Below are 13,997 nucleotides of genomic sequence, written 5' to 3'. Positions count from 1 at the left end.
ATGCAAGGTTTTGCGACCCTGTTCTACAAGGAAATCCTGCGCTTCTGGAAGGTCAGCTTCCAGACGGTGGCCGCACCCGTGCTCACGGCCGTGCTGTACCTGCTGATCTTTTCGCATGTGCTGGAATCCCATATTGAAGCCTATCCCGGCGTGCGTTACACCGCCTTCCTGATCCCCGGTCTGGCGATGATGTCGGTATTGCAGAACGCCTTCGCCAATACATCCAGCAGCCTGATCCAGTCCAAGATCACGGGCAATATTGTCTTCATCCTGCTGCCACCCCTGTCACATCTGGAATTCTTCCTCGCCTACGTGCTGGCTGCCGTGGCGAGGGGGTTGGTTGTTGGGGCCGGCGTGCTGGTGGCCACCTTGATGTTTGCCATGCCCGCCTTCGTCTACCCGCTATGGATTCTGGTTTTTGCTTTGCTGGGGGCGGGGGTGATGGCGGTACTGGGGCTGATTGCCGGCATCTGGGCTGAGAAATTCGATCAGCTTGCCGCCTTCCAGAACTTCATCATCGTGCCGCTGACGTTTTTGTCGGGCGTTTTCTACTCGATACATTCCTTGCCGGCCTTCTGGCTGGGCGTATCGCATCTGAACCCGGTTTTCTATGCCATTGATGGTTTCCGTTACGGCTTCTTTGGCGTCAGCGATGTTTCGCCCTGGCTGAGCCTGGTGGTGGTGTCTGGCACCTTCATCGGCCTCATGGCATTCTCGCTGCATCTTTTGCGTACCGGCTACAAGCTCAAACACTGAAAGGCGGCCCTCGGGCCGCAGTGAAATCATGGTTACCCCTGAACAAGTCAAACAATACATCGCTGCCGGTCTGGCTTGCGAAGTGCTCGAAGTCGCTGGCGATGGTCATCACTTCGAAGCCACCATCGTGGCCAATGCCTTCAATGGCCTGCCGCGTGTACGCCAGCACCAGCTTGTGTATCAGGCGCTCGGTGAGCGCATGCGCGAGGAAATCCACGCGCTGTCGATGAAAACCTACAGCCCGCACGAATGGAAAAACCGCCCGTAGGGCCGCCACGGGATGAAAAGCCCAAGCCTAGCCGGCTGGGGCTTTTTCTTGTGAATCTGCCCTGGATTTTCGTGCTCATCGTGCTCTGGTGGGTCACCCGCTGACCCCGCTCTGAAAGAATTCCGCTCATGGATAAACTCAAGATCACCGGCAACGGCCCGCTCGCTGGCGAGATTGTCATCTCCGGCGCCAAGAACGCTGCCCTGCCCATCCTGTGCGCCAGCCTGCTGACGGCCGATACACTGCGCCTGACCAATGTCCCGCAGTTGCGCGATGTACTCACCACGCAAAAGCTGCTGCAAGGCATGGGCATGCGCGTGATGACCGATAACGTGCACGAATTCGAACTCACCGGCCGTAGCGTGGACAAGCTTGAAGCTCCTTATGAGCTGGTCAAGACCATGCGTGCGTCGATCCTGGTGCTGGGCCCCATGCTGGCGCGTTTTGGCGAGGCCCGCGTCTCGCTGCCCGGCGGCTGCGCCATCGGCAGCCGTCCGGTTGATCAGCACATCAAGGGCCTGCAGGCCATGGGTGCCGAGATCAATATCGAACATGGCTACATCCATGCCCGCGCCTCGCGCCTCAAGGGCGCGCGTTTTTCGTCCGACATGGTCACCGTGACCGGTACCGAGAACCTGCTGATGGCCGCCACGCTGGCGGATGGCATCACCGTACTGGAAAATGCGGCCCGCGAGCCCGAAGTGGTCGACCTGGCCGAGTGCCTGAACAAGATGGGCGCCAAGATCACGGGTCATGGTACCGACACGATCACGATCGAAGGCGTACAAGCCCTGCACGGCGCCGAACACGCCGTCATGCCTGATCGTATCGAGACCGGTACCTTCCTGTGCGCCGTTATGATTGCTGGCGGCAAGGTGGTGCTGCGTAATACTCGCGCCAACATCCTTGAGTCCGTGCTCGACAAGCTGCGCGAGGCGGGCGGCTACATTGAGGCCGGCGATGGCTGGATTGCGATTGAGATGCGCGGCCGCCCCAAGGCGGTCGATATCCGTACCTTGCCTTATCCGGCCTTCCCCACCGATATGCAGGCCCAGTTCATGGCCATGAACTGCACCGCCAGCGGCGCGGGCGTCATCACCGAGACCATTTTCGAGAATCGCTTCATGCACGTGTCCGAACTGGCGCGTATGGGTGCAGATATCCATATCGATGGTCACACGGCCGTGGTGCGCGGTGTCGACAAGCTCTCTGGCGCTACAGTAATGGCCACCGATCTGCGCGCCTCGGCGTCGCTCGTGATTGCCGGGCTGGCGGCGCAAGGCGAAACCATTGTGGATCGTATTTACCATCTGGATCGTGGTTACGAGCACATCGAGCAGAAGCTGGGTGGCGTGGGTGCCATGATCGAGCGTATCCAGTAAATCCCCGCCACCGCACAGGTGGCGGCACGGGAGCGGGACATGACGGCAGAGGCAGCACTGATCACGCGGTTCTACACCGCCTTTCAGCAAGGCGATTGGGCAACCATGGCAGCCTGCTATCACCCTGAGGCGCATTTCAGCGATCCGGCTTTCGATCTGCGTGGCAAGCAGCCTGCGGCCATGTGGCGCATGCTGATCGAGGGCGCAACAGCGCTGGAAATCCGCTTCAACCATGTGCAGGGCGACCGAGGGGAGGGCTCAGCCAGCTGGGAAGCCATCTATCCCTTCTCGCAGACCGGCCGTACCGTGCACAACCGTATCCAGGCGCGCTTCAGCTTCCGCGATGGCCTGATCCTGCGTCATGAAGATCAGTTCGACTTCTGGGCTTGGAGCCGTATGGCATTGGGTGCGCCCGGCTATTTGCTGGGCTGGTCGCCCTTGCTGCGCAACAAGGTGCGCAAGATGGCGGCACAGCGGCTCGGGCGGTTTACCGAAAAACACCCCGAGTATCGCTGACCCGCCGCGCTGTGCTGAATGCGCCCGACCCATGATTTGCCTAGACAACTTTGCGGGTGACTTGTCTAAGTAACTGATCCCCAAATAACTTTGTCTTATGTAGGCGATAGACAAGTAGTGCTCGCCAGCAAGTGTGCCAGCCCGGCATAATCCGGCCTCCACGCCATTTTGTGTCCGCATGATTACCATCGCCCTGTCCAAAGGCCGCATTTTTGAAGAGACCGTGCCGCTGCTTGCAGCCGCCGGCATTCAGCCGCTGGAAGACCCCGACAGCTCACGCAAGCTTATCCTCGCTACCAACCGCGACGATGTGCGGCTGGTCATCGTGCGTGCGACGGATGTACCTACCTATGTGCAATACGGTGCCGCCGATATCGGCATTGCCGGGTACGACGTGCTGCTGGAGCATGGTGGTGCGGGCTTGTATCAGCCCCTCGATCTGGACATTGCACGCTGCAAGCTGATGGTGGCTGTTGCTGAGGGCTTCGATTACTTTGGCGCGGTGCGCCAGGGTGCGCGGCTGCGTGTGGCGACCAAATATGTGGAATCGGCACGCCAGCACTTTGCCGGTAAGGGTGTGCATGTGGATCTCATCAAGCTGTATGGCTCCATGGAACTGGCCCCGCTGGTGGGGTTGGCTGATGCGATAGTCGATCTGGTCAGCACTGGCGGCACGCTCAAGGCCAACAAGCTGGTGGCCGTGGAGCATGTGCAGGATGTGAGCTCGCGGCTGGTGGTCAACCAGGCCGCCCTCAAGCTCAAGCGCAACCGTATTCAACCGATCATTGACGCCTTCTCCCGTGCGAGCGCACACCATCACGTCTGACGCGGACCGCTGATTCAGCTGTCTGCCCGACCCTGTACAACCACAGTCGGGCACAGCCCGACCAGCGAGTAAAACGATGAAACGCCTCTCTACCCGACAAGCCGATTTCGACACCCAGCTGGGCGCGCTGCTGGCTTTCGAGACTGCGCAGAACCCGGAAGTCGATGCCGCCGTAGCGCGCATTCTGGCCGATATCAAAACGCGCGGCGACGCCGCTGTCGTCGAGTACACCAATCGCTTCGACGGCCTCAGCGTTGCCAGCATGAGCGATCTGGAACTGCGCCGCGACGAACTTGAAGCCGCCTACCAGCGTTTGCCGTCCGCACAGCGGGATGCGCTCGAGGCCGCCGCCGCCCGCGTGCGCCGCTATCACGAAAAGCAGGTCCAACCGAGCTGGCAGTATGAGGATGAAGACGGCACCGTGCTCGGTCAGGCTGTCACCGCGCTGGATCGCGTGGGCATCTATGTACCCGGTGGCAAGGCCAGTTATCCGTCCTCGGTACTGATGAATGCGATTCCCGCCAAGGTGGCGGGAGTGGGCGAAATCATCATGGTGGTGCCCACACCGCGCGGCGAGCGTAATGATCTGGTGCTGGCCGCGGCCTACATTGCCGGCGTGGATCGCGCCTTTACGATCGGCGGCGCACAGGCCGTCGGTGCGCTGGCCTATGGCACGCAGACGATTCCGCAGGTGGACAAGGTGACCGGCCCCGGCAACCAGTACGTAGCCGCAGCCAAGCGCGCGGTATTCGGGGTGGTCGGTATTGATATGGTGGCGGGCCCGAGCGAAATCCTGGTGATCTGCGATGGCGAAACCGATCCGGACTGGATTGCCATGGACTTGTTCAGTCAGGCCGAGCACGACGAAATCGCCCAGAGCATCCTGCTGTGCCCTGATGCGGCTTACCTCGACAAGGTGGCGGCCAGCATCGAAAAGCTGCTGTCCACCATGCCGCGCCGCGACATCATTGCCGCGAGCTTGGGCAACCGTGGTGCGCTGATCGAAGTGCGTGATCTGGCCGAGGCCGCGACTATCGCCAACCGGATTGCGCCCGAACACTTGGAGCTCTCCGTGGCCGACCCCTGGGCCTTGCAGCAGCAGATTCGCCACGCCGGCGCGATCTTTCTGGGTCGCTACGCCTCCGAGTCGCTGGGCGACTACTGCGCCGGCCCCAACCATGTGCTACCCACTTCACGCACGGCGCGCTATGCCAGCCCGCTGGGTGTGTACGATTTCCAGAAGCGTTCCAGCCTGATCTTTGTCTCCGAAGCAGGCGCACAGACTTTGGGCCGCATTGCCAGCACCTTGGCCCATGGCGAGGGTCTGCCGGCACACGCGAAGTCTGCCGAGTATCGCCTGAAGGCATCGACATGAACGCGCGTGACTGGGTACGCCCGGAAATTGCTGCCTTGTCGGCCTACCATGTGGCCGATGCCAGCGGTCTGATCAAGCTCGATGCGATGGAGAACCCATTCCCCCTGCCGGCCGATTTGCAGGCCGAACTGGCGCAAAGACTGGCGGGTGCGGCACTGAACCGCTATCCCGATCCGCATGGCGGCGCGCTGCCGCAGCAGTTGCGCGAGGCGTTCGCGATTCCGGATGGCGCATCGCTGATCCTGGGCAATGGTTCGGACGAGCTGATTACGCTGATCTGCCAGGCGCTGGCCAAGCCCGGCGCAACCTTGCTGGCTGCTGAGCCCAGTTTTGTGATGTATCGCATGAATGCCGTGTTCAGCGGTCTGCGCTATGTGGGCGTACCGCTGACGGCAGACTTTGCGCTTGATCTGCCGGCCATGCTGGCCGCCGTCGAAGCCGAACAGCCTGCTGTGGTGTTTCTGGCCTACCCGAACAACCCCACCGGCCCGCGCTATGCACGCGCCGATATCGAGTCGATTCTGGCTGCGGCACCAGGCATGGTGGTGGTGGACGAGGCCTATACGGCCTTTGCGGACGACAGCTTCATGAACATGGCTGGCACCCATCCCAAGTTGCTGGTCATGCGTACGCTGTCCAAGCTGGGGCTGGCGGGCATCCGTCTCGGCTATATGGCTGGCCCGGCTGACTGGATAGGCGAGCTCGACAAGGTGCGGCCCCCATACAACGTCAACGTGCTCACCCAGACTGCGGCCCAGTTTGCGCTGGCACACCTGAGCGTGTTTACCGAACAGGCCGCTGTATTGCGCGCCGAGCGCGCACGCCTGAGCGCCGCCATGGCGGCTTTGCCGGGGGTGACGGTCTTTCCGTCCGAAGCCAATTTCGTGCTGGCCCGCGTGCCTGACGCACCGCGCACCTTTGCGGCGCTCAAGGCGGCTGGCATCCTGATCAAGAACCTGCACGGCGGCCATGCGCTGCTGGCAAACTGTTTGCGTTTCACCGTCGGCACGCCCGATGAAAACAGCCGCGTCCTGGCTGCCCTGCCCAACTGCCTGTGAACCCGACCATGCGCACCGTTACCGTTACCCGCAACACGCTGGAAACCCAGATCACCGTTACGCTCAACCTGGACGGCAGCGGCAAGAGCCGCTTTGATACCGGGGTGCCGTTTCTGGAGCACATGATGGATCAGATCGCCCGTCACGGGCTGATCGACCTCGATATCGTTGCCAAGGGTGACCTGCATATCGATGCGCACCACACCGTCGAGGATATCGGCATCACCCTGGGTCAGGCGCTGGCCAAGGCGCTGGGCGACAAGAAGGGCATCCGCCGCTACGGCCACGCCTACGTGCCGCTGGACGAAGCGCTGAGCCGCGTGGTCATCGATCTCAGTGGCCGGCCGGGGCTGGAGTATGGCGTCGAGTACACGCGCGCCAGCATCGGCCAGTTCGATGTGGACCTGTTCAGCGAGTTTTTCCATGGCTTTGTGAACCACGGCATGGTCACGCTGCATATCGATAACCTCAAGGGCAAGAATGCCCACCATCAGGCCGAGACCATCTTCAAGGCCTTTGGTCGTGCGCTGCGCATGGCGGTGGAGGTTGACGAGCGCGCCGCCGGGGCCATGCCCTCCACCAAGGGCACGCTGACCGCGTAAGGCGCCGGACTTCATCATGAATCAGACAATCGCCGTCATTGATTACGGCATGGGCAATCTACGCTCGGTCACCAAGGCGCTGGAACATGTGGCACCGGACCAGCGCGTGCTGCTGACCAGCAATGCGGCCGAGATAGCCGCCGCCGATAAAGTGGTGTTTCCCGGTCAGGGCGCGATGCGCGACTGCATGCGCGAGGTGGACGAACGCGGTTTGCGCATCGCCGTGCAGGAGGCTGCGGCCAGCAAGGCGTTCCTGGGTATCTGCGTGGGTGCACAACTGTTGTTTGAAGGCAGCGAAGAGGGCGCCACTGATGGTGGCCTGACCCCTGCCATCGGCATCTTCCCCGGCCAGGTGCGGCGTTTCCCTGCTGAGCGCATGGTGGGCGAGGAGGGCGCGCGGCTCAAGGTGCCGCACATGGGCTGGAACGAGGTACGCCAGCGTCGCGACCACCCGCTTTGGCACGGTATCGCCGATGGTGCGCGCTTCTACTTTGTGCACAGCTACTACATGCAAGCGGGGGATGAGGCGCTGATCGTCGGTGAAAGTGCCTATCCGTTTCCCTTCACCGTTGCCGTGGCACGGGATACTATTTTCGCTACCCAGTTCCACCCCGAGAAAAGTCACGAAGCCGGATTGCAGCTGCTGCGCAATTTTGCCGGCTGGAATGGCCAACGCTAAGCTGTTGTCTGCCCATAAACGTACTTACGATACCCCATCATGCTGATCATCCCCGCCATCGACCTCAAGGACGGACAATGCGTCCGTCTCAAGCAAGGTGAAATGGATTCCGCCGACATCTTCGGCGACCCTGCCGAGATGGCACAGCGCTGGCTGGACGCCGGCGCGCGCCGCCTGCATCTGGTTGACCTCAACGGCGCATTTGCCGGCAAGCCCAAGAATCTGGCGGCCGTAAAAGCGATTCTGGACGTGGTGGGCACCGATATTCCGGTCCAGCTTGGTGGGGGTATCCGTGATCTGGATACCATCGACAAATACCTGGAAGCCGGTTTGCGCTATGTGATCCTGGGGACCGCGGCGGTCAAGAACCCCGGCTTTCTGCACGAGGCCTGCGATGCCTTCCCCGGTTCGGTCATCGTTGGTCTCGATGCCAAGGACGGCAAGGTGGCCATTGATGGCTGGAGCAAGATCACCGGCCACGATGTCGTCGATCTGGCCAAGCGCTTCGAGGACTACGGCGTGGAATCGGTGATCTACACCGATATCGGCCGCGACGGCATGCTCAGCGGTATCAATATCGACGCCACCGTGCGGCTGGCGCAGGCACTGACAGTGCCGGTGATTGCCTCGGGCGGCCTGACCAATCTCGATGACGTGAAGCACTTGTGCGCGGTCGAAAGCGAAGGCGTGGCGGGTGTGATTGCCGGACGCTCGATTTACGAGGGCACGCTGGATTTTGCGGCGGCCCAGACGCTGGCAGACGAACTCGGCGCTTGAGCGCCAATCTTAGGGTGCAATGCGCTGCGCTTATTGCACCCTACTCACTGCATTCTTTACTGCCGTTAGCCACTCATGCTCGCCAAACGCATCATCCCTTGTCTCGACGTGACTGACGGCCGTGTGGTCAAAGGCGTCAATTTTGTCGGCCTGCGTGATGCGGGCGATCCGGTCGAGATTGCACGCCGTTACGACCTGCAAGGTGCGGACGAGCTGACCTTTCTGGATATCACGGCCAGTTCGGATAACCGCGATTTGATCCTTCACATCATCGAGGCCGTGGCCGAGCAGGTGTTCATTCCACTCACCGTCGGTGGCGGGGTACGCAAGGTCGAGGATGTGCGCCGCTTGCTTAACGCCGGTGCCGACAAGGTCGGGATCAACACCACCGCCGTGACCAACCCGCAGGTGGTTGAGGACGCTGCCGGTTATTTCGGCTCGCAGGCCATCGTGGTGGCGATCGATGCCAAGCGCGTGTCCGCACCGGATGAGACGCCTCGCTGGGAAGTGTTCACCCATGGCGGGCGCAATGCGACCGGGCTAGATGCGGTGGCGTGGGCGCTGACCATGCAGCGCCGCGGTGCCGGCGAAATCCTGCTGACCAGCATGGACAAGGACGGCACGCGCTCGGGTTTTGATCTGGCGCTGACACGGGCCGTCAGCGATGCGGTGAGCATCCCGGTGATTGCTTCAGGTGGTGTGGGCAAGCTCCAGGATCTGGCTGATGGCATCAAACTGGGTCATGCCGATGCCGTGTTGGCTGCCAGCATCTTCCATTTTGGCGATCACACCGTAGGTGAGGCCAAACAGCTGATGCGCGAGCAGGGTATCGAGGTGCGGCTGTGAGTTGGCTCGACGAGGTCCGCTGGGACGACAAAGGCCTGGTCACCGCCATTGCGCAGGATGCCCAGACCCAGCGCGTGCTAATGGTGGCCTGGATGAACCGCGAATCACTGCAGCTTACGGCCGATACCGGCATTGCCCACTACTGGTCGCGTTCGCGCCAGAAGCTGTGGAAAAAAGGTGAGGAGTCGGGCCATACGCAAACCGTGCACGAGCTGCGGCTTGATTGTGATGGCGATGTGATCGTGCTGCAGATTGACCAAGCGGGCGGCATGGCCTGCCATACGGGGCGTGAGAGCTGCCTGTACCGGCGTCTCGAACAGGGCGAGTGGGTGGTGACCGACCCAGTGCTCAAAGACCCGGCCAGCATCTACGCTAATGGCACCGGGCACTGATCAGCCTGCGCTTGGGGCAACACCGCTGCGCGACTTGTCACCCAACTGTCTTACTCCCCGCCTATAATCGCCCGTCTTCCGGGGGTCTATCTTCATGGTCAATGCCGACATCCTGTACCGTATCGCCGATACGCTCGAAGCCCGCAAGGGGAGCGATCCGGCCAGTTCGTACACCGCCAAGCTAATGCACAAGGGGTTGGACAGCATCCTCAAGAAGGTGGGCGAAGAGGCTGTCGAGACCGTGATGGCTGCCAAGGATGGTGACAAGCTTCATCTGGTCTACGAGGTGGCCGACCTGTGGTTCCACACGCTGGTGCTGCTGTCCCACCAAGGCCTGGGGCCCGATGATGTGCTGGCCGAACTGGCCCGCCGCGAAGGGATCTCCGGGATCGATGAGAAAAACGCGCGCACGGAGACGCCATGAGCGACAACTGCCTGTTCTGCAAGATCGCGGCGGGACAGATCCCGTCGAACAAGGTTTATGAAGACGACGCGGTGATCGCCTTCCACGACATCAACCCGGTTGCCAAGGTGCACTTCCTGATCGTGCCCAAGCACCATGTCCGCTCCTTGCTGGAAACCACGGCCGACGATGCAGCCATGCTGGGCAAGTTGCTGGCACTGGCGCCCAAGCTGGCGCGTGAGCAGGGTTTGACGGAAGGATTCCGTACCATGATCAATACGGGCGAGCAGGGTGGCCAGTCGGTTTTCCACCTGCACCTGCATGTATTCGGTGGCGGCGGCAAGGCCGAGACCATGATGGCGCAACTCATACAGTAACGGGCTGACTAACAAGTGCGGCGCACACTGTGTCGTCGGCAACAACACAACGGATTATCGAGAGGGTAAGTAAATGGGTTCGTTCAGCATCTGGCATTGGCTGGTGGTTCTGGTGATTGTGGTGCTGGTATTCGGCACCAAGAAGCTCGGCAATGTGGGCAAGGACCTGGGCTCGGCCGTCAAGGGCTTCAAAGATGGCATGAAGGGCGAGGACGAAACGCCCAAGGTCACCGAGAAGCCGGTTGATGGCGCACGTGTGTTCGATAACGAGAAGGCCGACAAGCAGTAATTGCGCAAGCGGACCTGATTCGTGTTCGATTTCAGTTTTGGTGAGCTGCTGGTCGTTGGCGCCGTTGCCTTGGTCGTCATCGGGCCCGAGCGCCTGCCCAAGGTGGCGCGGACGCTGGGGGCGATGGTTGCCCGGCTCAAGCGCTATGTGGCCGGTGTGCAGGCCGATATCCAGCGCGAGATCGATATCGACAATCTGCGCCAGTTCGAGGCGGAAATGAAAGCCACGGGAAGGCAGTTGCACAGCGAGCTGAGCCAGCAACTGGATCCGGTGGAGCAGGATCTGCGCAACAGCCTGCAGGATGCGGATGAGGCGCTATCTGCCCCTGCGCCGGAAACAGCCAGCCCAGCAACGGAGGCACCGCCAGTGGCGGATCAGCCGCAGTTCGACCTGTTTGCCGGCCCGGCCTCGCCGCACAAACCCCGCCCCGCCCGCGATCGCCGATAGGCCGCCATGCAAGAAGAGCTGCAACCCCTGATTGAACACCTGATCGAGCTGCGCACGCGCCTGGTGCGTGCGGCCGTGTTGCTGCTGCTGGCTTTTCTGGTCCTGTTTCACTGGTCTGGTGATCTGTACCACCTGCTGGCCCTGCCCATGCTCAATGCCATGAAGGCAGGCAGCCAGATGATCGCCACCGATGTGACCTCGACGTTTTTCGTGCCGCTCAAAGTCACGGCCATGACGGCCTTCCTGATTACCCTGCCGCATACGCTGTATCAGGCGTGGGCCTTTGTGGCGCCGGGCCTTTACCAGCACGAGAAGCGTCTCGTCCTGCCGCTGGTAGCATCCAGTTTCGTGCTGTTCCTCGTGGGTATGGCCTTTGCCTACCTGCTCGTCTTTCCTGTGGTATTCGGTTTCATGTCGGCCGCCACACCAGAGGGCGTGGCGATGATGACCGATATCGACAAATACCTGAGCTTCGTACTCGGCATGTTCCTCGCGTTCGGTCTGACCTTCGAGACCCCGGTCATCGTGATGGTGCTGGTGCGCATGGGTCTGGTTACCGTCGCCAAGCTGCGCGAGATCCGCCCCTATGTGATTGTGGGGGCGTTCGTAATCGCCGCTATTGTGACCCCGCCCGATGTGCTCTCGCAGATCATGCTGGCGGTGCCCCTGTGGCTGCTTTACGAGCTGGGCGTGGTAATGGCGGCCTGGCTGATCGTGCCCAAGCCGGCACAAGCCGCGCAAGAATAGATGACGCCCCAATGAAAACGCCGCGGAGATCGCGGCGTTTTCATTGGGGCGTCCCTTGTCCTTGCAAATCAAGGCGACCTTTCTGAGCGTCCTATTCTTCCTGCTCGGCGGCCTCAAAGTAAGGCCGCTTGCCGATCCTGACCTTCACATCCACGGCTTTGCCGCTACGCATGACCTGGACCACGGCTTCCTGCCCTGGTTTTTGCGCGGCAATCAGGTTCAGCATCGTTGCGAAATCGGCGACCGCTTGCTGGTTGATAGCAACCAGCACATCGCCAGGCTGTATGCCCCCCTTGTCGGCTGGGCCACCACGTACCACGCCCCCGATCAGGACGCCGGCCGTGCTCTTGAGGCCGAAGCTTTCTGCCAGCTCGGGTGTCAGCTCCTGGGTGTCGACGCCGATCCAGCCGCGGGTGACGGCGCCATCGCGAATGATCTGCTCCATCACGCTTTTGACGGTGCTGGCGGGAATGGCAAAACCGATTCCCATGCTGCCGCCTGATTGCGAGTAGATCGCGCTGTTGATCCCCACGAGGTTACCCAGGGCATCTACCAGGGCGCCACCCGAGTTACCGGGGTTGATGGCAGCATCCGTCTGGATGAAATTCTCGAAAGCATTCAGCCCCAGGCCACTGCGGCCCAGCGCCGAGACAATACCCATGGTGACGGTCTGGCCCACGCCGAAGGGGTTGCCGATCGCAAGCACTACGTCCCCGACATTGAGCTTTTCAACCTGGCCAAAGGTAACGGCAGGCAGTTTGTCGAGTTCGATCTTGATGACCGCCAGATCGGTTTCCGGATCAGTGCCGACCACGGTGGCTTCGGCGCTGCGCCCATCCGCCAGCGCCACTTCGATCTCGTCGGCCGAGGCCACGACATGGTTGTTGGTGATGATGTAACCCTGCGCCGAAACGATCACGCCCGAACCCAGGCTGGCAGCACGCTGGCCATCGGCACCACTATCGAGCCGGTCACCGAAGAAGCGCCGGAACAGGGGGTCATCCAGCAAGGGGTGGCGTTTGCGGCGGATCTGCTTGCTGGTGTAGATGTTCACCACGCTGGGCATGGCGTGGCGCACGGCATCGCGGTAGCTGCCCGCATTGCCCGCCACGGGTTGGGTGACGACAGGGACGGCTTGATTGAAGGTGACGACCTCCTGCACCTGCTTGGGTAGCCAGGCAGGTTTGAGCAGGGTCAGCAGGAACCACAGGGCCAGGCCTGCCGTGGTGGTTTGTGCGAAAATCAGCCAGAGTTTTTTCATCCGCCCTACCTTGATCCTGTCTTGGTGCCTGTTCACGACGTCTTCGCTGCCGCATTCGCGACATTTCCGGCCTGCGTAGCGGTGCAGCAGAGGGTGGACAACCCTTGAGAAGCCGCTGCCATGTCATTGCAAGAACTGGAAAAGTATACCGGACAACTCCTGCAGGTTGACCGGTACAAAGACTATGCCCCCAATGGCGTGCAGGTTGAAGGCCGGGCCGAGGTGCGCAGGCTGTTGTGCGGGGTGACCGCGAGCGAGGCATTGATCGATGCGGCCATCGCCTGGCAGGCCGACGCGATTCTCGTGCATCACGGCTATTTCTGGCGCAATGAAGATGCCCGCGTGGTGGGACGCAAGAAGCGTCGCCTTGCCAAGCTGCTGGCGCACGATATCAGCCTGCTTGCCTACCATCTGCCGCTGGATGCTCATCCGGACCTAGGTAATAACGCCCAGCTGGGTTTGCGCCTGGGCTTGCAGGCTGAGGGCCGTTTTGGCGAGCAGGATATGGGTTGGACCGGTAGCCTGCCTGCGCCCATGACGCTGGCTGAGTTTGGCGTGCGTGTCGGTGCGCAGCTGGGGCGGGATCCGATGTTGCTGGGACGGCCCGATCAGCCGGTTCACAAGGTGGCATGGTGCACCGGGGGAGCGCAGGGCTATTTTGATGCGGCAGTGGCAGCCGGTTGCGATGTTTATCTGACCGGAGAAGTATCCGAGCACAACTACCACGCCGCACTGGAGCAAGGCGTCGGTTTTGTGGCTGCCGGTCACCATGCCACCGAGCGTTATGGCGTGCAGGCACTGGCGGCGCATCTGGCCGGGCAGTTTGATCTTGTCTGGCATTACCAAGAGCTGGACAACCCGGTTTAGGGGGTGTCGGCGGGCAATAAGTCGAAAAAAAGTGCGTGTGACAGGGGTGGAATCGTCGCGACTGCGCTTCAACAGCTTATCCAAGCTGGGGGAATCGGTTAAAATCGGCTAGTTTTGGTGCTAGTGGCC

General features: G+C 61.4%; 19 protein-coding genes. 18 read left to right on the top strand and 1 reads right to left on the bottom strand.

Annotation, left to right across the window (positions count from 1 at the left end):
* From O9X62_RS14425 to tatC, 17 genes are all read left to right on the top strand, one after another.
* Entirely contained in the window at positions 1-756 is a 756-nt protein-coding gene (locus O9X62_RS14425) for an ABC transporter permease (protein WP_269533628.1), read from the top strand.
* Positions 757-784: 28 nt separating this feature from the next.
* Positions 785-1,024, top strand: coding sequence for a BolA family protein (locus O9X62_RS14420; protein WP_308446486.1), 240 nt, complete (start codon positions 785-787; stop codon positions 1,022-1,024).
* Positions 1,025-1,152: 128 nt separating this feature from the next.
* The gene (gene murA, locus O9X62_RS14415; protein WP_269533627.1) at positions 1,153-2,406 is read left to right on the top strand and encodes a UDP-N-acetylglucosamine 1-carboxyvinyltransferase; all 1,254 of its coding nucleotides are present in this window, start codon (positions 1,153-1,155) and stop codon (positions 2,404-2,406) included.
* A 39-nt stretch (positions 2,407-2,445) separates the two neighbouring features.
* Positions 2,446-2,922 carry a nuclear transport factor 2 family protein gene (locus O9X62_RS14410; RefSeq protein ID WP_269533626.1) on the top strand — a complete coding sequence of 159 codons (477 nt, stop codon included), beginning with the start codon at positions 2,446-2,448 and terminating at the stop codon, positions 2,920-2,922.
* Between the two features lie 178 nt (positions 2,923-3,100).
* The gene (gene hisG / locus O9X62_RS14405; RefSeq protein WP_269533625.1) at positions 3,101-3,748 is read left to right on the top strand and encodes an ATP phosphoribosyltransferase; all 648 of its coding nucleotides are present in this window, start codon (positions 3,101-3,103) and stop codon (positions 3,746-3,748) included.
* 76 nt (positions 3,749-3,824) lie between these two features.
* The gene (gene hisD / locus O9X62_RS14400) at positions 3,825-5,123 is read left to right on the top strand and encodes a histidinol dehydrogenase (RefSeq protein ID WP_269533624.1); all 1,299 of its coding nucleotides are present in this window, start codon (positions 3,825-3,827) and stop codon (positions 5,121-5,123) included.
* Entirely contained in the window at positions 5,120-6,181 is a 1,062-nt protein-coding gene (hisC, locus tag O9X62_RS14395; protein WP_269533623.1) for a histidinol-phosphate transaminase, read from the top strand. The genes hisD and hisC overlap by 4 nt, the downstream gene beginning before the upstream one ends.
* An 8-nt stretch (positions 6,182-6,189) precedes the next feature.
* On the top strand, positions 6,190-6,783 hold the full coding sequence (gene hisB, locus O9X62_RS14390; protein WP_269533622.1) for an imidazoleglycerol-phosphate dehydratase HisB: 594 nt from the start codon (positions 6,190-6,192) through the stop codon (positions 6,781-6,783).
* Between the two features lie 16 nt (positions 6,784-6,799).
* Positions 6,800-7,462, top strand: coding sequence for an imidazole glycerol phosphate synthase subunit HisH (hisH, locus tag O9X62_RS14385; protein ID WP_269533621.1), 663 nt, complete (start codon positions 6,800-6,802; stop codon positions 7,460-7,462).
* A 39-nt stretch (positions 7,463-7,501) separates the two neighbouring features.
* Positions 7,502-8,239 (top strand): 1-(5-phosphoribosyl)-5-[(5-phosphoribosylamino)methylideneamino]imidazole-4-carboxamide isomerase, encoded by a 738-nt coding sequence (hisA, locus tag O9X62_RS14380; RefSeq protein ID WP_269533620.1) that lies wholly within the window; start codon positions 7,502-7,504, stop codon positions 8,237-8,239.
* Between the two features lie 75 nt (positions 8,240-8,314).
* Complete coding sequence (hisF, locus tag O9X62_RS14375; RefSeq protein WP_269533618.1) at positions 8,315-9,085, top strand: imidazole glycerol phosphate synthase subunit HisF; 771 nt, start codon at positions 8,315-8,317, stop codon at positions 9,083-9,085.
* Positions 9,082-9,477: a phosphoribosyl-AMP cyclohydrolase gene (gene hisI / locus O9X62_RS14370; protein WP_269533617.1), complete on the top strand. Its 396-nt coding sequence runs from the start codon at positions 9,082-9,084 to the stop codon at positions 9,475-9,477. Before hisF ends, hisI begins: the two co-directional genes overlap by 4 nt.
* 94 nt (positions 9,478-9,571) lie before the next feature.
* Positions 9,572-9,901 carry a phosphoribosyl-ATP diphosphatase gene (locus tag O9X62_RS14365; RefSeq protein ID WP_269533616.1) on the top strand — a complete coding sequence of 110 codons (330 nt, stop codon included), beginning with the start codon at positions 9,572-9,574 and terminating at the stop codon, positions 9,899-9,901.
* Complete coding sequence (locus O9X62_RS14360; RefSeq protein ID WP_269533615.1) at positions 9,898-10,257, top strand: histidine triad nucleotide-binding protein; 360 nt, start codon at positions 9,898-9,900, stop codon at positions 10,255-10,257. Before O9X62_RS14365 ends, O9X62_RS14360 begins: the two co-directional genes overlap by 4 nt.
* A 73-nt stretch (positions 10,258-10,330) precedes the next feature.
* The gene (gene tatA / locus O9X62_RS14355) at positions 10,331-10,546 is read left to right on the top strand and encodes a Sec-independent protein translocase subunit TatA (RefSeq protein WP_269533614.1); all 216 of its coding nucleotides are present in this window, start codon (positions 10,331-10,333) and stop codon (positions 10,544-10,546) included.
* Positions 10,547-10,567: 21 nt separating this feature from the next.
* Positions 10,568-10,993 (top strand): Sec-independent protein translocase protein TatB, encoded by a 426-nt coding sequence (tatB, locus tag O9X62_RS14350; RefSeq protein WP_269533613.1) that lies wholly within the window; start codon positions 10,568-10,570, stop codon positions 10,991-10,993.
* A 6-nt stretch (positions 10,994-10,999) separates the two neighbouring features.
* Positions 11,000-11,740: a twin-arginine translocase subunit TatC gene (gene tatC, locus O9X62_RS14345; protein ID WP_269533612.1), complete on the top strand. Its 741-nt coding sequence runs from the start codon at positions 11,000-11,002 to the stop codon at positions 11,738-11,740.
* 91 nt (positions 11,741-11,831) lie between these two features.
* Here tatC and O9X62_RS14340 read toward each other — a convergent pair whose 3' ends face one another.
* Positions 11,832-13,001 carry a Do family serine endopeptidase gene (locus O9X62_RS14340; RefSeq protein ID WP_269533611.1) on the bottom strand — a complete coding sequence of 390 codons (1,170 nt, stop codon included), beginning with the start codon at positions 12,999-13,001 and terminating at the stop codon, positions 11,832-11,834.
* A 120-nt stretch (positions 13,002-13,121) separates the two neighbouring features.
* Between O9X62_RS14340 and O9X62_RS14335 the strand changes: the two genes are divergently transcribed.
* A complete protein-coding gene (locus tag O9X62_RS14335) occupies positions 13,122-13,868 on the top strand; it encodes a Nif3-like dinuclear metal center hexameric protein (RefSeq protein WP_269533610.1) in 747 nt (248 codons plus the stop codon).
* Positions 13,869-13,997: the final 129 nt, after the last annotated feature.

The sequence above is a fragment of the Chitinimonas sp. BJYL2 genome (assembly GCF_027257935.1).
Classification (GTDB): Bacteria; Pseudomonadota; Gammaproteobacteria; order Burkholderiales; family Chitinimonadaceae; genus Chitinimonas.
Note: the sequence above shows the minus strand (reverse complement) of the source record. Positions and strands in the feature narration are given on the sequence as shown.